This window comes from Pseudarthrobacter sp. NPDC058119 (assembly GCF_042884655.1).
Taxonomy (GTDB): domain Bacteria; phylum Actinomycetota; class Actinomycetes; order Actinomycetales; family Micrococcaceae; genus Arthrobacter.
This window is the reverse complement of record NZ_JBHVTN010000005.1, coordinates 175951-197100: the sequence shown is the minus strand read 5'-3', so window position 1 is coordinate 197100 and position 21150 is coordinate 175951. Positions and strand designations below refer to the sequence as shown.

General features: G+C 68.4%; 20 protein-coding genes. 15 read left to right on the top strand and 5 right to left on the bottom strand.

Annotated elements, in window-relative coordinates:
• The first annotated feature begins 79 nt into the window (after positions 1-79).
• Complete coding sequence (locus ACFVTD_RS12705; protein ID WP_387563232.1) at positions 80-1363, top strand: glycoside hydrolase family 76 protein; 1284 nt, start codon at positions 80-82, stop codon at positions 1361-1363.
• On the opposite strand, the gene ACFVTD_RS12700 is transcribed toward ACFVTD_RS12705, so the two are convergent.
• Positions 1360-3027, bottom strand: coding sequence for a glycoside hydrolase family 32 protein (locus tag ACFVTD_RS12700; RefSeq protein WP_387563229.1), 1668 nt, complete (start codon positions 3025-3027; stop codon positions 1360-1362). The two genes, ACFVTD_RS12705 and ACFVTD_RS12700, sit on opposite strands and share 4 nt — an antisense overlap.
• 133 nt (positions 3028-3160) lie before the next feature.
• The gene (locus ACFVTD_RS12695) at positions 3161-3763 is read right to left on the bottom strand and encodes a YdeI family protein (RefSeq protein ID WP_387563226.1); all 603 of its coding nucleotides are present in this window, start codon (positions 3761-3763) and stop codon (positions 3161-3163) included.
• 106 nt (positions 3764-3869) lie between these two features.
• Here ACFVTD_RS12695 and ACFVTD_RS12690 point away from each other — a divergent pair, with 106 nt between their 5' ends.
• The 7 genes from ACFVTD_RS12690 (at position 3870) to ACFVTD_RS12660 (ending at position 10336) form a co-directional block, all read left to right on the top strand.
• Positions 3870-4622 (top strand): VOC family protein, encoded by a 753-nt coding sequence (locus ACFVTD_RS12690; RefSeq protein WP_387563596.1) that lies wholly within the window; start codon positions 3870-3872, stop codon positions 4620-4622.
• A 9-nt stretch (positions 4623-4631) separates the two neighbouring features.
• Positions 4632-5171, top strand: coding sequence for an NUDIX hydrolase family protein (locus tag ACFVTD_RS12685; RefSeq protein ID WP_141158190.1), 540 nt, complete (start codon positions 4632-4634; stop codon positions 5169-5171).
• Positions 5172-5259: 88 nt separating this feature from the next.
• A complete protein-coding gene (locus tag ACFVTD_RS12680) occupies positions 5260-6291 on the top strand; it encodes a DUF6707 family protein (protein WP_387563222.1) in 1032 nt (343 codons plus the stop codon).
• A gap of 82 nt (positions 6292-6373) precedes the next feature.
• The gene (locus tag ACFVTD_RS12675) at positions 6374-7099 is read left to right on the top strand and encodes an SRPBCC domain-containing protein (RefSeq protein WP_387563219.1); all 726 of its coding nucleotides are present in this window, start codon (positions 6374-6376) and stop codon (positions 7097-7099) included.
• Positions 7100-7168: 69 nt separating this feature from the next.
• A complete protein-coding gene (gene tgt, locus ACFVTD_RS12670; RefSeq protein ID WP_387563216.1) occupies positions 7169-8455 on the top strand; it encodes a tRNA guanosine(34) transglycosylase Tgt in 1287 nt (428 codons plus the stop codon).
• A gap of 36 nt (positions 8456-8491) precedes the next feature.
• Positions 8492-9241, top strand: coding sequence for a dienelactone hydrolase family protein (locus tag ACFVTD_RS12665; protein WP_387563214.1), 750 nt, complete (start codon positions 8492-8494; stop codon positions 9239-9241).
• Positions 9242-9397: 156 nt separating this feature from the next.
• Positions 9398-10336: a hypothetical protein gene (locus ACFVTD_RS12660; RefSeq protein ID WP_387563211.1), complete on the top strand. Its 939-nt coding sequence runs from the start codon at positions 9398-9400 to the stop codon at positions 10334-10336.
• 122 nt (positions 10337-10458) lie between these two features.
• Here ACFVTD_RS12660 and ACFVTD_RS12655 read toward each other — a convergent pair whose 3' ends face one another.
• Positions 10459-11220 carry a queuosine precursor transporter gene (locus ACFVTD_RS12655; protein WP_387563208.1) on the bottom strand — a complete coding sequence of 254 codons (762 nt, stop codon included), beginning with the start codon at positions 11218-11220 and terminating at the stop codon, positions 10459-10461.
• Positions 11221-11418: 198 nt separating this feature from the next.
• Here ACFVTD_RS12655 and ACFVTD_RS12650 point away from each other — a divergent pair, with 198 nt between their 5' ends.
• From ACFVTD_RS12650 to ACFVTD_RS12635, 4 genes are all read left to right on the top strand, one after another.
• Positions 11419-12075, top strand: coding sequence for a TetR/AcrR family transcriptional regulator (locus tag ACFVTD_RS12650; protein WP_387563205.1), 657 nt, complete (start codon positions 11419-11421; stop codon positions 12073-12075).
• Positions 12076-12097: 22 nt separating this feature from the next.
• Positions 12098-13009 (top strand): TIGR01777 family oxidoreductase, encoded by a 912-nt coding sequence (locus ACFVTD_RS12645; RefSeq protein WP_387563202.1) that lies wholly within the window; start codon positions 12098-12100, stop codon positions 13007-13009.
• Positions 13006-13410, top strand: a complete 405-nt coding sequence (locus tag ACFVTD_RS12640) for a hypothetical protein (protein WP_387563199.1) — start codon at positions 13006-13008, stop codon at positions 13408-13410. The genes ACFVTD_RS12645 and ACFVTD_RS12640 overlap by 4 nt, the downstream gene beginning before the upstream one ends.
• A 71-nt stretch (positions 13411-13481) precedes the next feature.
• Positions 13482-14339, top strand: a complete 858-nt coding sequence (locus tag ACFVTD_RS12635) for a hydroxymethylpyrimidine/phosphomethylpyrimidine kinase (protein ID WP_387563196.1) — start codon at positions 13482-13484, stop codon at positions 14337-14339.
• Between the two features lie 92 nt (positions 14340-14431).
• Here ACFVTD_RS12635 and ACFVTD_RS12630 read toward each other — a convergent pair whose 3' ends face one another.
• Positions 14432-16180: a pyruvate dehydrogenase gene (locus tag ACFVTD_RS12630; RefSeq protein WP_387563193.1), complete on the bottom strand. Its 1749-nt coding sequence runs from the start codon at positions 16178-16180 to the stop codon at positions 14432-14434.
• A 178-nt stretch (positions 16181-16358) separates the two neighbouring features.
• A complete protein-coding gene (locus ACFVTD_RS12625; RefSeq protein WP_387563190.1) occupies positions 16359-17828 on the bottom strand; it encodes an MFS transporter in 1470 nt (489 codons plus the stop codon).
• Positions 17829-17987: 159 nt separating this feature from the next.
• Here ACFVTD_RS12625 and ACFVTD_RS12620 point away from each other — a divergent pair, with 159 nt between their 5' ends.
• Genes ACFVTD_RS12620 through ACFVTD_RS12610 form a run of 3 tightly spaced genes read left to right on the top strand, consistent with a single transcriptional unit; the run spans position 17988 to position 21113 of the window.
• Entirely contained in the window at positions 17988-18659 is a 672-nt protein-coding gene (locus tag ACFVTD_RS12620; protein WP_387563593.1) for a response regulator transcription factor, read from the top strand.
• Positions 18656-20107, top strand: coding sequence for a sensor histidine kinase (locus ACFVTD_RS12615; protein ID WP_387563187.1), 1452 nt, complete (start codon positions 18656-18658; stop codon positions 20105-20107). Before ACFVTD_RS12620 ends, ACFVTD_RS12615 begins: the two co-directional genes overlap by 4 nt.
• Positions 20100-21113 carry a TAXI family TRAP transporter solute-binding subunit gene (locus ACFVTD_RS12610; protein ID WP_387563184.1) on the top strand — a complete coding sequence of 338 codons (1014 nt, stop codon included), beginning with the start codon at positions 20100-20102 and terminating at the stop codon, positions 21111-21113. The genes ACFVTD_RS12615 and ACFVTD_RS12610 overlap by 8 nt, the downstream gene beginning before the upstream one ends.
• Positions 21114-21150: the final 37 nt, after the last annotated feature.

Below are 21150 nucleotides of genomic sequence, written 5' to 3'. Positions count from 1 at the left end.
AACTGAAATCCCGCGTCGCCGCACTCACCCCTGACGCCCTGCACTCCCTGGCGCCGGCGGCACGGTTAGGGTGGACGGCATGACGTCCAGCAGCACTTCCTTGACCGCCTGGCAGGACAGGGCGGACCACGCAGCCCGGTCGGTGACCTCCCTGTTCGGCCGGAAACTGCTGTTCCTGCCCGGCACGCACCTGGGCACAGTCCTGTGGCAGGGCAGGCACCCTGCGGGTCAGCCCACCCCCTCAACGCCGGAGGTGGAGCCGGGCAACCAGCCAGGGCCGCGATGGCCGGCCGCGCTCCGCCGCATGCGGCCCGCCGCGTCCCTGGCCCTCCCCTGGCACTACTGGTGGCAGGCGCACTACGTTGACTGCCTGGTGGACACCGGGCGGCGGGAGCTTGGCGGCGGAGCCACCCCGGCGGCCCGGTTTGACGGGCCGGGCCGGCCCAGCGCGGGGCACCTGGCCTCGCGGCTGGTCACGGGGATCAGGCTCCGCAACGCCCTGACCTTCGTGAACAGCTACTACGACGACATGGCGTGGCTGGCGCTGGCAACGCTCCGCCTGGACCAGCTGGCCGCGGAGACCCGGCGTCCGGGCCGCCGCCGCTACGCCGTGGTCCGTGCGTCGCTGGCACTCCAGTTCGACGCCGCCTGCACCGATGACCTGGGCGGCGGGACGTTCTGGAGCAAGAAACGGGACTTCAAGAACACCCCCGCCACGGCGCCGGTGGCCCTGTTCTATGCCCGCACCGGCCAGCACGCCAAGGCCCAGGCGCTGCTGGACTGGCTGGACTCCACGCTCTTTGACGCGGACCAGGCCCTCTACCTCGATGGCGCACGCCTGAATCCCGCCGGCGAGGTGTTGCTGGAGCGGGCGGTGTACACCTACAACCAGGGCCCGGTGCTGGGCGCCCTCCTGGAACTGGGCGGCGAGGCCAACCTGGCCCGGGCCGCGGACCTGGTGGACGCAGTGCAGCTGCTGCTGACCGTCCCGGCGGGCAGTTCCGGGCCCGGTTCCGGCTCCGTGCTGCGCTGCGAAGGAACGGGCGACGGCGGCCTCTTCACCGGAATCCTCTGCCGCTACCTGGCCCTCGCCGCGGCGGACCAGCGGCTTCCCGCCTCCACCCGCACCGCGGCTGCGCGGCTGGTGACGGGCACGGCCGAAGCGTTCTGGGCTGGCCGGCGCGCGGTTGGGTCCGGCGAGGCAAAGGCCAGGCGGGAAGGCGCGAGCATCTTCTCGCTGCACGCCGCCCAACCGGCCGCCGCGACGTATCCGCCGGGCGCCGCCGTCGAACTTTCCACCCAACTCCAGGCGTGGATGGCGCTGGAAGCCGCGGCGGCCGTCACCGCCGCAGCCGGCGCCTAGCGGATACCGGCCAGTGGCGTGACGGTGCCGCCCTTGAGCGATACGGGGCCGTCCGCCACCAGCCGGGCTTCCTTGTTGCCGGCCGGCGGGAAAACCAGGGACGTCAGGGTCTGTCCCCCCACGAAGACCTCCACGGAGGACCGGTCCACGTAAACGGTGAGCCGGACGGTATCCCCGGCCGGGCGTGCGTCCACCGAGCGCTCCTGCCGGTATTCGTCGCTGGCGTCCGCCCGGCCAGCGAGGCCGCTCCCGCCTGCAGCCGCATCGCCGCCGCGGTCCACGAACGCCCGGCCGGCCGCAAAATCGTAGCCGACCGTGGCGTATGTGGTGCCGCCGCTTTGCAGCAGCAGCCGCGCCTTCCCGGTCCCGTCGGCCGGCTTGTCCAGCTCGACGTCGGCCTTGAAGGCGCCGCTGTCCGGAACCGGGAGTGCCAGGCCGCCACCCAGGCTCCCGGCGGGCACCTGCACTGGTGCTTCCTCCAGTGACTGGAGGGCGGCGGTGGGCGCGGACACCAGGGCCGGCCGGCCGCCGTCGGACGCCAGGCGAATGTCGCGTACCACGGAGGCGGACCCGTACCAGGTGTTGGTGGGGAGGTTCCGGGCGTAGGCCCAGTTGTTCATCCAGCCGATGGCATGCCGGGATGCCTTCCGCTGTGCGTCGTCCTGCCGCGGATCGTCCCAGGTGACGGCCGCGTAGAAGTCCGGGCCGCCGTCGAGCCACTGGTGGCCGCCCGCTGGAGCAAAGGCCTTTCCGTCGAAGCTTCCGGTCCAGTAGGCCAGTCCGGTGGTGCGCCCCTCCGCGGCCCCGTCGGCGCCCGCTGCCAGGACCCAGGTGCGCTTCGCGGGGTCGCCGTCGAGGTCCAACTGGAAGAAGTCCGGGCACTCCAGGATCCCCAGCCCGTCCTGCTCGAAGCCGGAAACGTAGGTCCAGTGCTTGAGGTCCGAGGACGTGTAGAAGCCGATCTTATGGCCCTCGGCGAGGAGCATCAGCCACTGGTTGTTGGCCTCGTCCCGGACGATCCGCGGGTCCCGCCAGTGCTCGGCGCCGGGGTTCTCCACCACCGGATTCTGCCCGTAGGCCTGGAAGCTGTAGCCCTTGTCGGAGGAGTAGAACAGGGACTGGCGCTGGACACCGTCGTGCTGCTGGGTGAGGACGGCGATCACGGCCCCCTTGCCGAGCCCGGCGGTCCCCTCGGTGTCCACCACAGCGGAGCCGGTCTCGATGTCGCCCAGGCCGTTGCGGAATTTGGGAATGGCCACCCCTTCGTTCTTCCAGTGGACCATGTCCGTGCTGGTGGCGTGGAACCACTCGGTGCCGTTCCCTTCCGGGTAGTCGGCGTTGTAGAGGTAGTAGTAGTGCCACAGGCCGTCGAGGAAAAAGGGCCGCTGCGGATCGTTCATCCAGTGCTGGTCCGGGGTGAGGTGGTACGCGGGGCGGTAGGCTGCATCGTCGGCGGGGGCGGCTGCCGTTGGATGCGCGGGCTGCCCGGTTTCGGACTGCCCGGTACCGGCCTGCGGGGTTCCGCCTTGCCCGCCGCCCTTCTGGATGGTGCCGCCCAGCACCAGCAAACCAGCCAGCACCAGCACCGTGACGGCCGCCAGGGCCCAGAGGAGAGGACGGCGCCGAACGGCGGCAAGAACGGTTTCCGGAATCTTGGGGGGCATAGCGGCGTCAATCCCTCGCTGAACGCACAAGTGCCGTCCCCCGGGACAGGGGAACGGCACCAGCGCAAGTGAACCGTCAATTTTACCGGCCAGTCCGGCGGGACCCCAATCACGGGGCGTCATAAACCAGCAGTCACTCCAGTGCCGGTGGCCGCTTCTTCTGCGGATAGGGCGTTTCTCCCCGTGCCAGCATGTCCACGAACCCGGCGATCCTGCGTGCCCGGGTGGCCGCCTGCTTCGCCGAATTGGTCCTGAACACCAGGGCGAACAGGTTGGTTTTGGTCAGGACCTCGAAAGTGGCCTGCGCCGCCGGGTTGGCTGCAATTGCGGCCGCCAGGTCTTCCGGCAGCTCGAGGTCGGCTTGGCCGCCGTAGGCCGCGTCCCAGCGGCCGTCCGCCTTGGCCGCCGCCACGGCGGCCCGTCCGGCCTCGGTCATCTTCCCGGCCTCCTCCAGCCGCGCAATGTGCCCCACGTTCCGCGCCGACCAGATGCTCCGGGGCCGCCGCGGCGTCATCCGCTGGAACACGCTCCCGCCGTCCCGGCGCTTGCCCTGCCCGTCGATCCAGCCAAAACAGAGGGCCTCGTCCAGGGCCGCCGCGTAGTCAAGGCCCGTCACCGTCCCGCCCTTCTTGTGCAGCACCAGCCACACCCCCGGGCTGGTGTTGTGGTTCTCTTCCAGCCAGGCACGCCAGGCGGCAGCATCGGGCAGCAGCAGTTCCTCAAGGTCATTGGCCATGGCCTAATTCTGCCCGTGGAATCCTGCACCACAAGGCCCGTGTGCCGGACTGCAACACGTGGCATCATGGGCCTACCAGCCCGTCCGCAACCCCGAGGACAACGCCATGCTCCGAGTCCGCCCCGTCCATTTCACCTCGCGCACCGAGTCCTGGAAGCAGCTCCTCACCGCCCTGGGAATGGTTGCCACCGAGGACGACGGCGGGTGGACCGTTTTCGATTCCGGCTCAGGGCGGCTGGCAATCCACCCCGCCGAGGCCGGTTCCGGACAGGACGGCCGGACGGTCCTGGCGGTGGAGGTGGGCGACGTTGCCGAATTCGCGCGCCGCACCAACCTGTCAGCCCAGGAAGGCTCCCGACAGGAGGGAGCGGCGGAAAGCACCGGACCTGCTGAGCTGGTCACCGCCGACCACGGCGACGCCTGCCGGATCAGCGCGCCGGACGGGTTCAGCTTCCTGGCGGACAAGGCCGCGCACTTTGCCGTGTGCGCCGACGCCGATCCTGCGTTGGCCGTCGCCGGGGTCTGGTACACCGCAGACCCCGAGGGCGCCGTCCGCACGCTGCTGCACATCGGCGCCCGCGCCCGGCCCGTCCCGGACAACGACGAGACCGCGGACTTCACGGCCAAGAACGGCGGGGTCCTCCTGGTGCGGCCGGCGGCCGGCGCGTCCCGCTCGGGCCTTGGCTTCGAATACGATGGCGGCCTGGAGCCGCTGCGGGAGCGCCTCACCGCGGCCGGCTTCGCCGCCAGCCTCACGGAGGAGGCATTTGGCAGTACCCTCCATGTGGCCAATCCGGACGCGGACAGCCCCAACGCGCCCGCCACCGTGTGGGTCTCCCAGCACCGCCCTATGGGGTAGAACTTAAGCATGAACGTGCGCACACCTGACCCGAATCCCGGCTGGCTCTCCGAAGAAGACCTCTTTGAGGCGCGCGGGCGGCTGCCCATGGTGTACGTGGAGGCAGTACCGGTCAGGCTGGACCCGCTGGGATACGTCAATGAGGTAGGCACGCTGCTGCAGGCGGATGCGGACGGGACCATGGTGCGTTCCCTGGTCTCCGGCCGGGTGATCTACCGCGAAACCATCCGCGCCGCCCTGCTCCGGCACATGGAAAAGGACCTCGGCCCGCTGGCGTTCCCGCAGCTGCCGTTGAGCCCCGTGCCGTTCACGGTGGCCGAATACTTCCCGGCACCGTCCCAGACCGGCTTCACGGACGAGCGGCAACACGCCGTGTCCCTGGCCTACGTCATCCCGGTGACGGGTGAGTGCGAGCCCCGCCAGGACGCCCTGGAACTGACCTGGATGACCCCTGAGGAAGTCCTCAGCCCGGGCGTCCAGATGGAGTTCTCCGGCGGCCGCGGCGGCCTGATCCGGCAGGCCCTGGCGTTTGCAGGCGTGGGCTTCTGACCACCCCGCCGGGACGTGGGGGTCCCCGGTTTTGAGTGCCTGCCTTTGTAGACTGTAGGGCGGACCGCAAGAGAACTTAAGGACTCCCATGACCGAATCACCAGCCGCCAGGCACCACCGTGAACAGCAGGCTGGATCTCTGACCACCGGCAGCCACATCCTCCTCCCCGACGGCCGCCGCACTGCCGAAATCGACCAGGTGGAGCTTGAGCACGACGACTTCGGCTCCCCCGCCCTGGTCCTGGCAAGCCTCTCCGGCGGCGGCACCCTGCGGGTGGCCATTGGCACCATGGTCACCGTGGTGGACGGCGCGCACGACGACGTCACCCAGCTTCCGCTGCCGGCGGACCTTCCCGAGGGCGTACCGCCGGCGGAAACCCCGGCACTCCAGCACGGCGCGCGGGAGCAGCCCGGCGCCGGGACCGGTCCCATCAACGTGGCGCCCGCCGTCGTCATCCCACCCCTTCCCCCGGCACCACCTGTAGTGACCGGGCCCAGCGAGGAGGAACTGGCGCTCATCCCGGCCCCGGACGGCACCCCCGAATCCGTGGTGGAGGCAACGGCGGAGGCCCACCCCGACGCCGAGGGCGTCCTGCTCCTGGCGGACCGGCTCTCGAAGGGCGTCAACTTCAAGTCGGGCAGCTGCCTGAAGGACCTCAGCGACCTGGCACACGAACTGTTCATCACGCTCAAGGACGCGGACGGCGCACTGTTGGTGGCGGACCTGATCACCGTGCTCCCCTACGACGGAAACCCCGGCCGGTGGACCTCGGTGGAGGCAGCCCTCGCGCTGGCCAGCTACATCTGCCGCCAGAATGGCCAGGACGAACGCGCCGAGGTCTACGAGAAACTGATCCGCACCCCCGAAAACCAGGAGACGGACCCCTTCAAGGCACGGATGGCCGCCAAGGTGCGGCAGCGCTCGCTGAATGAGCCCAACCTGTATGACAAGGAAATCTTCCGCTCGATCGACAACTCCAACCACGACGCCGAGCGCGAATGGCGGCTGCTGCGGCTCGAATCCCTTTTGTTCCTGCGGGCCCACGGCGGATCGGAAACCATCGGCATGTCCGAACTTGAACGGCGCATCAGCAACGAGCTGGAGGCCGTCCGCTCCTGACCTCGGGGCCGCGTTGCCGTTAACTTCCAGCAAGGGAAATTAGCCCTATCCCGGGCGTAGCCGGAGTTGTACATTCGGGGCTATGACGAACAATCTCAGCGTAGTGATCAACGCCGACGCCCCGCAGGTCTGGACCATGCTGCGGGAACCGTCCAGGGTGGCCCAGTGGCATGGCTGGCAGGCCGAGGACCTGGAGTCCGAGATCAAGGAGATCTACTTCTCCGACGTGCAGGAATCCGCGGACCACACCAGCCTGACCGTGCATGGCGGGGACACGTTCGAGCTCCACCCGGTTGCGGACGGTACCCGGGTCAGCGTCACCCGCGGCGCGGTGGACCACGACTCCGAATGGGCGGCCTGGGACGAGGACATCACGCAGGGCTGGCTGACGTTCCTGCAGCAGCTCCGGTTCGCCCTGGAACACCACCCGCACGGCAAGCGGCACACCTTGTTCCTGCACCTGAGCGAAGGCAACGGATCCGCGATCGATAAGCTGGGGCTCTCCGACCTCCCTGCACCGGGTGAGCCGTACCAGCTGACGCTCGGCACCGGCGAGGAGATCAGCGGCAAGGTCTGGTACCGGACCAGCCACCAGGTGGGGCTCACGGTGCACAGCTACGCGGAGCACGGCGAGGGGCTGCTGGTGGTGGCAGACCATCCCGCCATCAAGGACGTCCGTGAGGAGGGTGATGGCTCGTTTGTCATCGCCTCCACCTACGACCTCGGCGCCGGCGCCTTCGACGCCATCCGACAATCATGGGATTCCTGGCGGACCTCCAACTACCCAGCCTCGGAACCGGCCAGCTGAGCATCCCGGCGCCAAGCCTGCGGGGCCGGCGTTTACGGGCCGCGGGCGGATTGCTGGCACACTGGTACGGTGCCAGCCAACCCCGCCTTCGTCCTGCCGGAAACCCGGTCACAGTTCTCCTTCACGGTCGGCACCCGCTTGGCGGAGTCCTGCCCGCCATCGGCTGCTCAGGTAGCTGAAAACGGCGGAGAATTCCTGGGCCGCACCGGGACCATCACCACCCCGCACGGTGAGATCCAGACGCCGGCGTTCATCGCCGTCGGGACCAAGGCCACGGTGAAGGCCGTACTGCCGGAATCCATGGCGGACCTGGGCGCGCAGGCGCTGCTGGCCAACGCCTACCACCTGTACCTGCAGCCGGGCCCGGACATCCTGGACGAGGCCGGCGGGCTGGGTGCCTTCATGAACTGGCCCGGCCCCACCTTCACTGATTCCGGCGGATTCCAGGTGATGAGCCTCGGTTCGGGGTTCAAGAAAGTCATCGACATGAAGTCCGTGGATACCTCCGGGCCCGATGATGCCGTGGCCCCCGGCAAAGAACGCCTGGCGCACATCGACGACGACGGCGTCTGGTTCAAGTCCCACCTGAACGGCGACCGCCACCGGTTCTCCCCCGAGATCTCCATGCAGGTCCAGCACCAGATCGGCGCCGACATCATGTTCGCGTTCGACGAGCTCACCACCCTGCAGAACTCGCGGCGGTACCAGGAGGAGTCACTGGAGCGCACCCGGCTGTGGGCGGAGCGGTGCATCACGGAGCACTTCCGGCTGACGGAGGACCGCGCCGGGAAGCCGTACCAGGCGCTGTTCGGCGTCATCCAGGGCGCCCAGTACGAGGACCTGCGCCGCAAGGCCTGCCGGGACCTTGGCGCCATGCCGTTCGACGGCTTCGGCATCGGTGGGGCCCTGGAGAAGGAAAACCTGGGCACGATCGTCCGCTGGTGCAACGAGGAGCTCCCGGAGGACAAGCCGCGGCACCTGCTGGGCATCTCCGAACCGGATGACATCTTCACGGCCATCGAAAACGGTGCCGACACCTTCGACTGCGTCTCCCCCACCCGGGTGGCCCGGAACTCCGCCTTCTACACCCCGGAAGGCCGGTTCAACCTCTCCGGCGCCAAGTACAAGCGGGACTTCGGGCCGCTGCAGGAGGGCTGTGACTGCTACGCCTGCACCAACTATTCCCGGGCGTACATCCACCATCTGTTCAAGGCCAAGGAAATGGTCTCCGCCACCCTGATCTCCATCCACAACGAGCGGTTCGTGGTGAAGATGGTGGACGACGCCCGGCTGGCCATCGAGTCCGGCACCTTCTTCGACTTCAAGGCAGAGACCCTGGGCCGGTACTACTCCTGAGCGTCCCTCCCGGGCGCCTCGGGTAGGGTGTCCCCCATGTTCATCGAGATTCCTGCCGCAGACGGCACCGCCGAAGCCATCGTTGCCCGACCCACCACCGGTGAAGGCCCGTTCCCGGGGGTCATCTTCTACATGGACGCGTTCGGCCTGCGCCCGCGCATCCAGGAGATGGCCCAGCGCATTGCCGACTGGGGCTATGTGGTGCTGGCGCCCAACGTTTTCTACCGTGAAGGAACCGTGGCCGAGCTGGCACCGTCGCGAGATATGTCCACCCAGGAGGGCCGGGAAGCTGCCGGCAAGGCTGCGTTCCCACGCGTTGGCCGCCTCACCAGCGACAAGGCCGGCCCGGACATTGACGCGTGGGTCCGCGACCTTCGCGAGCTCGACGGCGTCGCGGACGGTCCCATCGGCACCACCGGCTACTGCATGGGCGCCCGGCTCGCGGTCCGTACCGCCACCGCCCACCCGGACCAGGTGGCAGCGTGCGGCGGCTTCCACGGCGGCGGGCTGGCAACCGAGGATCCGGACAGCCCGCACCTGGGGCTTGGCAATGCGCGGGCACGGTTCGTGTTCGGCCACGCGGACCACGACCGGAGCATGGCCCCCGACGCCGTGGCCCGCCTGGGCGAAGCGCTGCAGGCTGCGGGACTGGAGGCATCCAACGAGATCTACGGGGGCGCGCCGCACGGCTACTCCATGGCGGACACCTCGGCGTTCCACCCGGAAGCCACCGAGCGGCATTTCCAGGAACTACGCGCACTGCTGGACGGGACGCTGAAGGCCTAAGCCCGCCAGCCGCCGTCGAACCCGCCGGAAAGCTGTTGGAACGCCGGAACTTTCCGTCGATCCGGCACCTTTCCGGCGAGCTCGGGACGCGGGACGTTTTCCACATGACGACGGCGGCGCCTTCCGCTGGTGCCGCAGCGGCGGGATCCTGTCGGGATGACACCCCAGCCGCCAGTCCGCCTCCCCTCCCTTCCGAGCACCGGCAACCTGTGGCGGACGGAACAGTTGCACAGGCACGGCCTCAATTCCCGGGCCATCAAGGCCCTGGCCCTCCACCGGAAGCTTGTCCGCCTTCGCCACGGCTGCTACATCCGCGCCGAGCTGTGGGAGAAGCAGTCGGGGCCTGTCCGCAGCAGGCAGTTGATTCACGCCCATGCCCACGGGACGCTGACCACTTCAGCCGGCGGCTATGTGTACAGCCACACCTCCGCGGCCCGGCTGCACCATTTGTATGTTTGGGGTGTTGATGACCTGATCCACCTTTTAGTGCCGGGAAACCCCTCCAGCGAGCGGCTCGGCAAGGACGTACGCGGCCACACCCGGCCGTGGACCGAGACGGAAGTGGTGACCCTCGGCAACCTCCGGGTGACCTCGCTGGAGCGGACGGTAGTGGATTGCGCCATGACGCTGGGCTACCGGCAGGCCCTGGTGCTGATGGACCACGCCCTCCGGCTCGGTGCGGACAAGGCGCTCATGGAAAGCATGGCTGACGGCCTGCAGGGACGCCGCGGGATCCGTACCCTCCGGCTCGCACTCACCCACGCAGACCCACGTTCGGAGTCAGCCGGCGAGACACTCACGCGCGAACTCCTGCTGCGGCTGAAACTTCCCCTGCCGGAGCCACAGGTCGCGGTGGCGACGCGTGCAGGCCGGTATCGGCTGGATTTCGCTTGGAAGGAAAAGAAGGTTGCCCTCGAATTCGACGGGAAAACGAAGTACTTCGACTACAAGCCAACGGCCGAGGTGTTGTTTGAGGAACGGCAGCGGGAGAACGCCCTCACCGAGGACGGCTGGACCTTTGTGCGCGTGAAATGGGCCGATCTCTTCCGCGAACAAGAGTTCAAGGCCCGTGTCCTTGCTGCGCTCCGGCCCTAGCCACCCGGCCAGAGCGCCCAATCGCCGTATTGGTGCCGGACCGCCGGTAATTTCCGTCGATCCGGCAGCTTTCCGGCGGTCCCACGCGATCAGCAGCCGGAACGCCCGACGCCGCGTGGCAGCTACGCGGCGTTGGTCACCGCTTCCGCGGGGCGGGCCGGGGCGCCGTAGCTGGGCTCGCGCCGCTTGACCCAGTTGATGGCCAGCGAGGTCACGGGGACGAAGAGGAACTCCACCAGGGTCTTGTAGACGAAACCCACCAGCACGTAGTTCACGAAGCTGCCGAAGTCGGCGATGCCGATGACGGGCGCGGCGATGCTGCAGAAGATCAGCGTGTCCACGAACTCCCCGGCCCCCGAGGATCCCATAAGCCGCGCCCACAGGGACTTCTCCCCGGTGCGGGCCTTCATCCGGACCAGGATCCAGGAGTTGATGGTCTGCCCGGCCAGGAATGCCAGCAGCGAAGCCAGGACGATCTGCGGCACGGGGCCAAGGGCGCCTTCCAGGGCTGACTGCTTGGCTGCGCCGTACTCGTCGTCGAACCCGGGCAGCGCAATGACCACCCAGTAGCAAAGGGAAGCGAAAACGGACAATGCGAAGGTGGTGAAAATGGCCTTCCGGGCCACCTTGAAGCCGTACACCTCACTGATCACGTCCCCGAGGATGTACGCGAGCGGGAAGAGGAAAAAGCCGCCGTCGGTGACGATGGGGCCGAATGCCACTCCCTTGGACGCGCCGATGTTGGACAGGATCAGCACCACTGCCATGGCCGCCAGCATGATCCCGAAGTAGGGCGAACCGATGTCCGCGAATCTGGCGGCGGAACGTGCGGCAGTTGGCTGGAGGTCTTCGGGCACGGCGCTGCGGCCGGGGGCAGGGGTCATTGAGGGGATCCGTTCGGGAGTGGTTGGCCGGCCTGCCGTCATGGGCGGCCGGTTGTATTAGCACGCGTGCCATTCTCGCACCGCGCTGCGCAAAAGCTCCTCGAGCAGCAGGGCTGACCTGCACAGAACATTTTTTGAACATGTTCAACTGGTGTGGCACACTGCTTTTGAACACGTTCAAAGAATGGAGGTGCTGCCGTGGCGGCGAAGAGCGAACAGACCAGGCAGTTGGTGGCGGACACTGCGCTGCGCATGTTCCGCGACATCGGATTCGAGAAAACCACCATGCGCGCCATCGCCGCCGAGGCAGGCGTCTCCGTGGGCAACGCCTACTACTACTTCGCATCCAAGGATGACCTGGTCCACGAGCTGTACATCCAGGTACAGGCAGAGCACGCGTCGCGGGCCTCGGAGGCGCTGGACGGGGCCGCCGCCCTGGCTGACCGGCTGAAGGCCACGCTGCATGCCGGCCTTGACGTCATGGCCCCGTACCACCGGTTCGGCGCGGACTTCGTGGCTACCGCCATCCGGCCCACGTCACCGGTGAACCCCTTTTCAGCAGGGTCCACGACGGCGAGGGAGGCATCCCTGGACATCTTCAGGCGCACCGTGGAGGGAGCCAAACCTGCCGTGCCGAGGAAGCTGCGGGCCGACCTGCCGGAGCTGCTGTGGCTTTGCTATATGGGGGTCACCCTCTTCTGGGTCTATGACACCTCGGAGGGCCAGCGGCGGACCAGGAAGCTGGTGGACGGCGCGGCCCCACTCCTTGCCCGCGGACTGTCACTGGCCCGCATTCCGGGAGTCAACAAGGTTCTGGACGATGTCCTGGACCTGAGCCGCAGCGTCCGCGATTAGGGAAGAAACATTGGGGGAAAAGATGGGCAGTAGAAAGAGCGTTGTGGTGGCAGGGGCTTCCGGCTTCATCGGCACGTATCTTCGCCGGCGTTTCCAGGAGGACGGGTGGACGGTGCGCACCATAGGACGCAAGGGAGCCGGCAGTTCCGCGGCGGCGTGGGACGACGACGCCGGCATGGTCCGGGTGCTCAACGGCGCCGCACTGGTGGTGAACCTCGCCGGACGGTCCGTCTCCTGCCGCTACAACAGGCGGAACAAGGCCATCATCATGGACTCACGCGTGGGCACCACACGGGCCCTCGGCCGGGCCATCGCACAGTGCCCGCAGCCGCCGTCGACCTGGCTGAATGCCAGCACCGGCACCATCTACCGCGACGCCCGCGACCGCCCCCAGTCCGAAGCCGGGGGCGAGCTTGGCTCCGGGTTCTCCGTGGACGTGGCCAAAGCCTGGGAAGCCGCCGTCGAGGCAGCCACCACGCCGGCCACCCGGAAGATCCCGCTGCGGATCGCCATCGTGCTGGGCCGCGGCGGCGGCGCGCTGGCGCCCTTCGCAAACCTGGCGCGGCTGGGCCTGGGCGGCCACATGGGCGATGGCAGGCAGCGCTTCAGCTGGATCCACGTGGAGGACCTGTACCGCAGCATCCGCTTCCTGCATTCGCGGACCGATATCACCGGACCCGTAAACGTGGCCTCGCCCGATGTGGTCAGCAACCAGGAGATGATGAGCCTGGTGCGGCGGGCCTACGGCGCCCGCTTTGGGCTCCCCACCCCTGCATGGCTGCTGCGGGCCGGGGCCGTGCTGATCCGCACCGAAACCGAGTTGGTACTCAAAAGCAGGTGGGTCCAGCCGCAGAAGCTCCTGGACGCGGGCTTTGTCTACAGCCAGCCGGAGTTGGGGCGGGCACTGCTGCAGATCGCCAAGGGCCAGGGATGAGCCGCCCGCTCCGCGTCACCTTCGGGCCCGGCGCGTTCCTTGCCGGCGCGTTCCTCACAGTCCTGGTCTTCGGGTTCCCCCTGGGTTTCCCCGGCTATCTCTACGGAACGCTCTCCGCGCTGCTTCTGGGCATGCCCCTGGCGCTGGCCGCCGGAGTTTGCATGCGGCCGGTCCGCAATCAACTGCTGCACATCCTGGCCGTCGGCGCGGCAGGGCTGGTTACCGGGATGCTCACGCTCATGTTCATCACCGGGAGCCACTGGCCCGCCATGTGGGGCACAGTCCTGTGGACCGGGTTCTGCGCAGCCCTGGGGCGCGCTGCCGTGTCCGGCCTCGTCACCATCCATGACGCAGCCGGGCAACAACCCGGGGCACCCGCCCCGGCACCGCTGGATCCCTGACCATACGGCGTCCCGGAGCCCTGTCCGGTGACACATGGAAAGCGTCCGACGCCGGGTGGCAGGATGGGTGCATGACTTCCGCTACCCCTGACGCAACGCTGCCCGCCGCAAGTCCCGCCGTCGCCCTCACCATCGCCGGCTCCGAAGCCACCGGTGGCGCCGGCGCGCAGGCCGACCTGAAGACCTTCCAGGAACTCGGCGTCTTCGGCATCGCCAACCTCACCTGCATCGTGTCCTTCGACCCGAAGGACAGTTGGAACCACCGCTTCGTGCCGGTGGACCAGCAGGTGATCGCGGACCAGTTGGAGGCGACGACGGCGGCGTATGGTCCGGCGTCGGGCGCACCGTCGGCTTTGGATACGGTGAAGATCGGCATGCTGGGCAGCCCGGCAACCATCAACACCGTGGCCGGTGCCCTGCAGGAGAACAGCTTCGCCAACGTGGTGCTGGATCCGGTGCTGATCTGCAAGGGCCAGGAGCCGGGCCACGCGCTGGACACGGACCAGGCCCTCAAGGCCCAGATCCTTCCGCTGGCCACCTTCGTCACGCCAAACCACTTCGAGGCGGAGTCGTTGTCCGGCCTGGACATCACGGACGTGGAGTCGCTGAAAGCCGCCGCGGTCCGCATCCACGAGCTCAGCGGCGCAGCAGTCCTGGCCAAGGGCGGGGTCCGCCTGGAAGGCCCGGACGCCGTCGACGTTTTCTACGACGGCGAGACGCTCGAAGTCCTCAGCGCCCCCAAGGTGGGCGAAGTGGCAGTGTCCGGTGCGGGCTGCTCGCTCGCCGCCGCTGTAACGGCAGAACTGGCCAAGGGCGCCACGCCGCTGGACGCCGCCCGGACCGCCAAGGACTTCGTCACCGCCGGCATCCGCAACCGGGTTGCCTCCGGAGCCCCGTTCGATGCCCTGTGGCAGGGCGGCGCCCGGTAGAACCTTCCGCCCCGCGCCGGGATCGCCGGAAACCCTCGAGATCGCCGGAACTTTGCGGCGAACCCGGCAGTTTCCGGCGAATTCGACGTGTTCTACCGCCGGGGGATGTTGCGCAGGTTGCTGCGCGCCATGCTGACGGCCTCGCCCGCCCCGCGGTTCAGGACCACCTTGGACATGGCGGTGGCGAACCCGATCACCTGCGAGCCGGAGATCTTGGGCGGGATGGACAGCGCCTTGGGATCGGTGATGAGCTCCACGAGCGACGGGCCGGGGTGCGCGAACGCTTCCCGGTACGCCGACTCGATCTGCGCCGGATCCGTGACCCGGACGGCGTGGAAGCCCAGCGCCTGTGCCACGGCCGCGTAGTTGGCGTCCGGGACGTCCACGCCGAAGTCGGGCAGGCCGTCCACCAGCATTTCGAGCTTGACCATGCCCAGTGTGGAGTTGTTGAACACCACCACGTTGACTGGCAGCTTGTAGGCGGCAGCGGTGATGAGCTCGCCCAACAGCATGGACAGGCCGCCGTCACCTGACACCGAAATAACCTGCCGGCCGGGATACGCCAGCTGGGCGCCGATGGCATGCGGAAGGGCGTTGGCCATGGAGCCGTGCAGGAAGGACCCGATCAGCCGGCGGGTGCCCAGCGGGTTGATGTACCGCGCCGTCCAGACGTTGCACATGCCGGTGTCCGCCGTGAAGATGGCGTCTTCCGCGGCCACCTGGTCCAGCAGCGAGGCCGCGTACTCCGGGTGGATGGGCTGCTTCTTCTCCACCTTCCGCGTGTACGCACCCACCGCCTTGTTCATCAGCCGGTCGTGCTTCTTGAGCATCTGGTCCAGGAACCGCCGGCTCTTCTTTGCCTTCACCAGCGGGAGCAGCGCCCGCAGGGTGGGCAGCACGTCCCCGTGGACGGCGATGTCGACGTCGGTCCGGCGGCCCAGCCGGTGGGCCACACGGTCCACCTGCGCCGTGCGGGTGTCCGGCAGGAACTGGTCGTAAGGGAAGTCGGTGCCCAGGAGGACCAGCAGGTCGGCATCCTCGATGCCCTCGGCGGCGGCGCCGTACCCCAGCAGCCCGGTCATTCCGATGTCGAACGGGTTGTCGTACTGGACGAAGTCCTTGCCGCGCAGGGAGTGGCCCACCGGCGCCTTGGCCAGTTCGGCGAGCGCCATCAGCTCGCTGTGCGCCCCCTCCACGCCGGCGCCGGCGAAGATCGCCACCTTTCCGGCGTCGTTGATGGCGTCCGCGAGGGCCTGGACGCTGGCAGGTTCCGGGACCAGGCTGGCCGGCCGGAAGGTGGCGGGCAGCGGAGTGGGGCCTGCGGCTTCCAGACCGGCGATGTCCCCGGGGAGGGTGACGACGGCGACTCCGCCAAGTCCCAGCGCATGCTGGATGGCGCTGTGCATCACGCGGGGCGCCTGCTCGGCGGTGCTGACCAATTCCGAATACACCGAGCACTCGTTGAACAGCCGGTCCGGGTGGGTTTCCTGGAAGAAGCTGCTGCCGATCTGCTTGCTGGGGATGTGGGAGGCGATGGCCAGCACAGGCGCGCCCGAGCGGTTGGCGTCATAGAGGCCGTTGATCAGGTGCAGGTTACCGGGGCCGCAGGACCCCGCGCACACGGCGAGCTTGCCGGTGAGCTGGGCTTCGGCCGCGGCTGCGAACGCGGCGGCTTCCTCGTGCCGGACGTGGACCCAGTCGATGCCGCCCTTCGCCGAGCCGCCGGTTTGCCTGACGGCGTCCACGATCGGGTTGAGGCTGTCCCCCACAATCCCGTATATCCGCTGCACGCCGGCAGCCTGGAGTTGTTCGATGAGCTGGGTGGCAAGTTCCTTGGCCATGGTGCAGACTCCCGCGATTGTGGTGGTGTTGACACTCGCCCAATATAGTCCGCCCACCTAAGACAGCCCATTGGGGCCAGCCAGTCAGCAGCACAAACAAAAGGAGGCGTACGACGGCGGCCCGGCAGCCGCCGTCGTACGCCTCCTTGGGAGACGGGCACCTTGGGTGCCTTCCGGACTAAACGCCGAGGGCGTCCTTGTCCTCGCCGCCTTGGGGTGCCTGCTCCCAGGCGTGGCCCTGTTCGTCATCCAGGTGCGTGGCCTTCTTGTTCTTCAGCGCGAAGATGTAGACCACCAGCGAGATCGCAATGGTGATGGTCACGTAGGTGAAGAACAGGTCCTCCCGCGAGGCCTTCTGGAAGGCCGCGCCGATCAGGGGCACGGTGCCGCCGAAGAGCGAGTTGGCGATCGCGTAGCCCAGGCCCACACCCAGCGCACGGATGGAGGCGGGGAACAGTTCGGCCTTCACCAGGGCGTTGATCGAGGTGTAGCCGCCGACAATCAGCAGGCCGCCCATCATCAGCAGGAACGCGGTGAACGGATCCTTGGTGCCGGCCAGGGTGGAGAGCAGCGGCCAGGTGAAAAGGACGCCGGTGATGCCGAACCAGAGCAGCAGCGGCTTGCGGCCCACCTTGTCCGAGATGATGCCGTAGACGGGCTGGAGCAGCATGAAGATGAACAGGGCCCAGAAGTTGATCACGGAGGTGTCCGTCTTGGCGATGCCGGAGGTATCGTTCATGAACTTCAGGATGAAGTTGGTGTAGGTGTAGAACGCCACGGTGCCGCCCAGGGTGATGCCGATGCAGACCAGCAGCGGCTTCCAGTAGCTCGTGAACAGCAGCTGCATGGTGCCCGGCTGGGCCTGTCCGGCCACCGCGGGGGTCTTGGCGGCCTCGATCTGCTCTGCGGAAACGGTCTCCTCCATGGAGCGGCGGAGCCACAGCACCACCAGGGCAGCCACGCCGCCGATCGCGAACGGGATGCGCCAGCCCCACTCGCCCAGGTCGCCCTTGGGCATGACGTTCTGCAGGATCACCAGGACCAGCAGGGCCAGCATCTGGCCGCCGATCAGCGTGACGTACTGGAAGCTGGAGAAGAAGCCGCGGCGCTTGCTGGTGGCCGCCTCGGACATGTAGGTGGCGCTGGTGCCGTACTCGCCGCCCACGGAGAAGCCCTGGATGACGCGGACCAGCACCAGCAGGATCATGGCCCACAGCCCGATGACGTCCTGGGTGGGCAGCACGGCGATGGCGAAGGAGCCGGCGGACATCATGGTCACGCTGAGCGTGAGTGCGGCCTTGCGGCCCTTGCGGTCCGCGTAACGGCCGAAGAACCAGGCACCGATGGGACGCATCAGGAACGACGTCGAGAAGACGGCCATCGCTTCGAGGCCGGCCTGGAGCTCATCCTTGGAATTGAAGAAGTGGGCCTGGAAGTAGGCGGCAAAGACGGTGTAGACGTAGAGGTCGTACCACTCCACCAGGTTGCCGGCGGAACCTTTCAGGATGTTGCCCACGGCCCGCCGGGTCTGGGCGGCCTCCGATCGGGGCGCGGTTTGCTGGGTGCTCATCGGTGAGTTCCTCCTTGTGGTGACATGCGTCCTCCAACGCCGGAGGGCCTCATCAACGGTATGGGTGATCCACCGCACAACCAACGCCGCAGGGCATTTCCTAACACTTCCTTAGGTTTCGGCGGTGGCCCGGGCAGCGCCGCTGGCTGGCCCCGGCCGGGCAAGACCTTTCCGCAGGCGGTAGTCTCCAGTAGCGGGGATGATCCGGATACCGCAGAAAAAGCAGGGAAGATGGCAATGGACGTGCTGATCGTCGAGGATGACGACGCCATGGCAGGTGCCCTGGCCGCCGCCGTCGAAAGCGCCGGACACCACGCCCGGCGGTTGGCGCGGGGCGCTGACGCGCTGCTCTCCCACCGGAACTTCCAGGTAATCCTCCTGGACCTGGGGCTGCCGGACATGGACGGACTGGAGGTGCTGCGCAAGCTCCGCCAGGTCACCGACGTCCCCATCCTGATCCTCACCGCGCGGGACGACGAACGCAGCGTGGTGCTCGGGCTCCGTTCCGGCGCGGACGACTACCTGGTCAAGCCGGTCAAGCTGGTGGAGCTGCTGGCCCGGATCGAAGCGGTGACGCGGCGGGCGGCGCGGGCCGGCGGCATCCAGCAGGAAGACATCATTGTGCTTGATGACCTGGCGATCGACCTAAACCGGCACACCGCCGCCAAAGCGGGGTTGCCGCTCGCGCTCACCGCCACCGAGTTCGAACTCCTGGCCCTGCTGGCACGCCATGCCGGCTCGGTGGTCACCCGCGAACAAATCCTGGACGCGCTGTGGGGCGATGCCTTCCTGGCCTCCTCCCGGTCCCTGGACGTGCACCTCACCGGGCTGCGGGCAAAACTCCAGAAGCCCGGCTTCATCATCAACGTCCGCGGGGTCGGCTACCGGGTTGAGGCGGCGTCCGGATGAGGCTGCGGGTGCTGGGCGTCCTCAGCGTGCTCTGCCTGGTGGTGGTCTTCCTGATCTCGGGCACCATCCTCACGTCCGCCTCCAGGGAGCTGACCCAGGAACTGCAGATCAACCGGGCTGCGTCCCTGAACCGGCTGGCCCAGGTGGCCTTCGATGCTGCGGGCGACGGGGACACGGCACGGCTGCAGCGCGAGATGGACACGTATTCCGGGTTGTACGGCGAGGGGATCGTGGTGCGCGTTCAGGAGCAGACCCTGGCCTCCGGTGGCCTCGATACCGGACGGCCCGACGTGCAGAACGCCTTGTCCCTGGCCCGGCTGAACGTCAGCAACACCACCCTGGAACCGCTGGAACCCCTCGGCTCCGGTTCCCAGCTCATCTTCCGGCCGTTCGGCAGCGCCAGCCAGGTCCTGGGCGCCGTGCTGCTGGACGTCCATGCCGACGCCGCGCGGCAGAAACTCCGCGAACGCTGGCTGGGGGTGGGGGTTGCCGCGCTTGCCCTGGCGGCCGTGCTCCTGGTGGGGGCCGCCCGGGTCACCGGCTGGGTCCTGCGTCCGGTCCTGCGCCTGGATTCGGCCCTGCACGAACTGGAGCGGACCGGCCGCACCGGGCGCCTCCCGGAGGACGGGCCCCCGGAGCTGCGGGAACTGAGCCGGTCCTTCACGGCGATGGCGCGGACTGTCAGTGCCAGCATGGCGGCCCAGCGCCAACTGATTGCGGACACCTCGCACCAGCTGCGCAACCCGGTGGGGGCACTCCGGCTCCGGCTTGACCTGCTGCAACTCGAGTTGAAGACCGCCCGTGAACATGATGCCGCGGAGCGGGCCATCGCGGAGCTGGAACGGGTGGAAGGGATCCTGGACGGAGTGCTGAAGCTTGCTGCCGCCGAGCACCGGGCGTCGGAGGGCTACCTTCGGGCCGCCGGCAGCCTCGAAGAGCTTCCCGCGCCGGACCCGGTGGACCCGTTCCCTGTCCTCCAGGGCGAGATCGAACGGGCAGCGCCGTTGGCGGAACAGGCCGGCTGCCGGCTGGTTCTCACGCCGCAGCCGCAGCCGCCTGCACTGGTTTCCTGCCACCCGGCGGAGCTGGCCCAGATGGCGGCCGAGCTGCTCAACAACGCCATCAAATACGCCCGGGGTGCCACCATCACAGCGGCGGTACGGCCGGAACCGGGCATGGTGGCTGTAGAAATTTCCGACGACGGTCCAGGGCTTAGTGCCGTTGAGCGCGCCTCGGCAGCCATCAGGTTCTGGCGGTCTCCCCAGCATGCGTCGGTTCCGGGCACCGGGCTGGGCATGACCATTGTGGGAGAGCTTGCCGCGGCCAACGGTGGCCGCCTGGTGCTGGCCGAATCCGTACCCCACGGGTTGTCCGCGCGCATCGAATTTCCCGCGCCCCCTGCCGATGAGGCGCGCCCGGGTGCCCGGAGTGGCGGTGCCCATGCGTGATCCCGCTGCCCCGGGCGGCCCTTCGCCGCACCTGCCGCGGCGTTCCGTGCTCACATCAGCCGTCGCCGTCGGACTCGCGGCCTTCATGGCGCCTGCCCTCACGGCATGCTCGGGCGGCGACCGCCCGGAGGACCTGGTGGTGGCGGGCGGTGAACCGGGCGGCTTCTACCTCGAGTTCTCGACGCTGCTGGCAGCGGCGCTTGAACGCCACGGCGTTGCCGGCCACGCCCGGGCCGTGGCCACCGGCGGAAGCCTGGACAACATTGCCGAATTGCGGGCGGGGCGGGCCGCCTTTGCCGTGGCCCTGGCCGATGCCGCCGGGAACCAGTCCGGCGGGGATGCGGCGGAGATCGCCGCGATCGGCAAGGTGTATGAGAACTACGTCCACTGCGTGGTGCGGAAAGACAGCGGCATCCGGGACATCTCCGGGCTGGCAGGGCGGCGGGTGGCCGTGGGGCAGCCCGGATCGGGGACTTCACTTACCACTCCCCGGCTCCTGGAGGCCGCCGGCCTGGGTACCTCAGCGGACGCCGCCGCTCCCTCCGCCGGTACTGCCGCCGTCGAAAATCTCGGCCTGAACGACGGCATCGCAGCGCTCAAGGCCGGAAGGGTGGATGCCCTCTTCTGGTCCGGCGGGGTTCCCACGGCCGCCATCGCCGCCGCCCAGCAGGAGGTGCCGCTCGGACTGCTCGACTTGTCCGCACTGCTGCCGGAACTGCGCCGGCGGTACGGCGGCATGTACGACCGGGTCCTGATTCCGGAGGGCAGCTATCCAGGCATACCGGCGGTGTGGACGGTGGGCGCTCCCAACCTGCTGCTCTGCCGGCGCGACCTGGACAGCGCCACGGTGGAGCGGACCGTCCAGTTGCTGGTGCACAACGCCGGCGAACTCATTCCCCAGTCCACCCTGGGCGTGCAGTTCCTCAGCGCGGAGAGCCTCATCAACACCGCCGGGATCCCGCTGCACCCTGCCGCCGCCGAGGCCTACCGCAAGCTCCACGGCTGACCCGACGCCCCATCACTTTTGGCACTTAATCCTGCGA

What these genes read in the sequence shown, in the direction of transcription:
- ACFVTD_RS12675 (WP_387563219.1), top strand. Translation starts at nt 6,374, where the DNA reads ATGACGAACAATCTCAGCGTAGTGATCAACGCCGACGCCCCGCAGGTC.
- ACFVTD_RS12620 (WP_387563593.1), top strand. Translation starts at nt 17,988, where the DNA reads ATGGACGTGCTGATCGTCGAGGATGACGACGCCATGGCAGGTGCCCTG.
- ACFVTD_RS12635 (WP_387563196.1), top strand. Translation starts at nt 13,482, where the DNA reads ATGACTTCCGCTACCCCTGACGCAACGCTGCCCGCCGCAAGTCCCGCC.
- ACFVTD_RS12690 (WP_387563596.1), top strand. Translation starts at nt 3,870, where the DNA reads ATGCTCCGAGTCCGCCCCGTCCATTTCACCTCGCGCACCGAGTCCTGG.
- ACFVTD_RS12665 (WP_387563214.1), top strand. Translation starts at nt 8,492, where the DNA reads ATGTTCATCGAGATTCCTGCCGCAGACGGCACCGCCGAAGCCATCGTT.
- ACFVTD_RS12630 (WP_387563193.1), bottom strand. Translation starts at nt 16,180, where the DNA reads ATGGCCAAGGAACTTGCCACCCAGCTCATCGAACAACTCCAGGCTGCC.
- ACFVTD_RS12615 (WP_387563187.1), top strand. Translation starts at nt 18,656, where the DNA reads ATGAGGCTGCGGGTGCTGGGCGTCCTCAGCGTGCTCTGCCTGGTGGTG.
- ACFVTD_RS12640 (WP_387563199.1), top strand. Translation starts at nt 13,006, where the DNA reads ATGAGCCGCCCGCTCCGCGTCACCTTCGGGCCCGGCGCGTTCCTTGCC.
- ACFVTD_RS12680 (WP_387563222.1), top strand. Translation starts at nt 5,260, where the DNA reads ATGACCGAATCACCAGCCGCCAGGCACCACCGTGAACAGCAGGCTGGA.
- ACFVTD_RS12695 (WP_387563226.1), bottom strand. Translation starts at nt 3,763, where the DNA reads ATGGCCAATGACCTTGAGGAACTGCTGCTGCCCGATGCTGCCGCCTGG.
- ACFVTD_RS12685 (WP_141158190.1), top strand. Translation starts at nt 4,632, where the DNA reads ATGAACGTGCGCACACCTGACCCGAATCCCGGCTGGCTCTCCGAAGAA.
- ACFVTD_RS12610 (WP_387563184.1), top strand. Translation starts at nt 20,100, where the DNA reads ATGCGTGATCCCGCTGCCCCGGGCGGCCCTTCGCCGCACCTGCCGCGG.
- ACFVTD_RS12700 (WP_387563229.1), bottom strand. Translation starts at nt 3,027, where the DNA reads ATGCCCCCCAAGATTCCGGAAACCGTTCTTGCCGCCGTTCGGCGCCGT.
- ACFVTD_RS12705 (WP_387563232.1), top strand. Translation starts at nt 80, where the DNA reads ATGACGTCCAGCAGCACTTCCTTGACCGCCTGGCAGGACAGGGCGGAC.
- ACFVTD_RS12645 (WP_387563202.1), top strand. Translation starts at nt 12,098, where the DNA reads ATGGGCAGTAGAAAGAGCGTTGTGGTGGCAGGGGCTTCCGGCTTCATC.
- ACFVTD_RS12655 (WP_387563208.1), bottom strand. Translation starts at nt 11,220, where the DNA reads ATGACCCCTGCCCCCGGCCGCAGCGCCGTGCCCGAAGACCTCCAGCCA.
- ACFVTD_RS12660 (WP_387563211.1), top strand. Translation starts at nt 9,398, where the DNA reads ATGACACCCCAGCCGCCAGTCCGCCTCCCCTCCCTTCCGAGCACCGGC.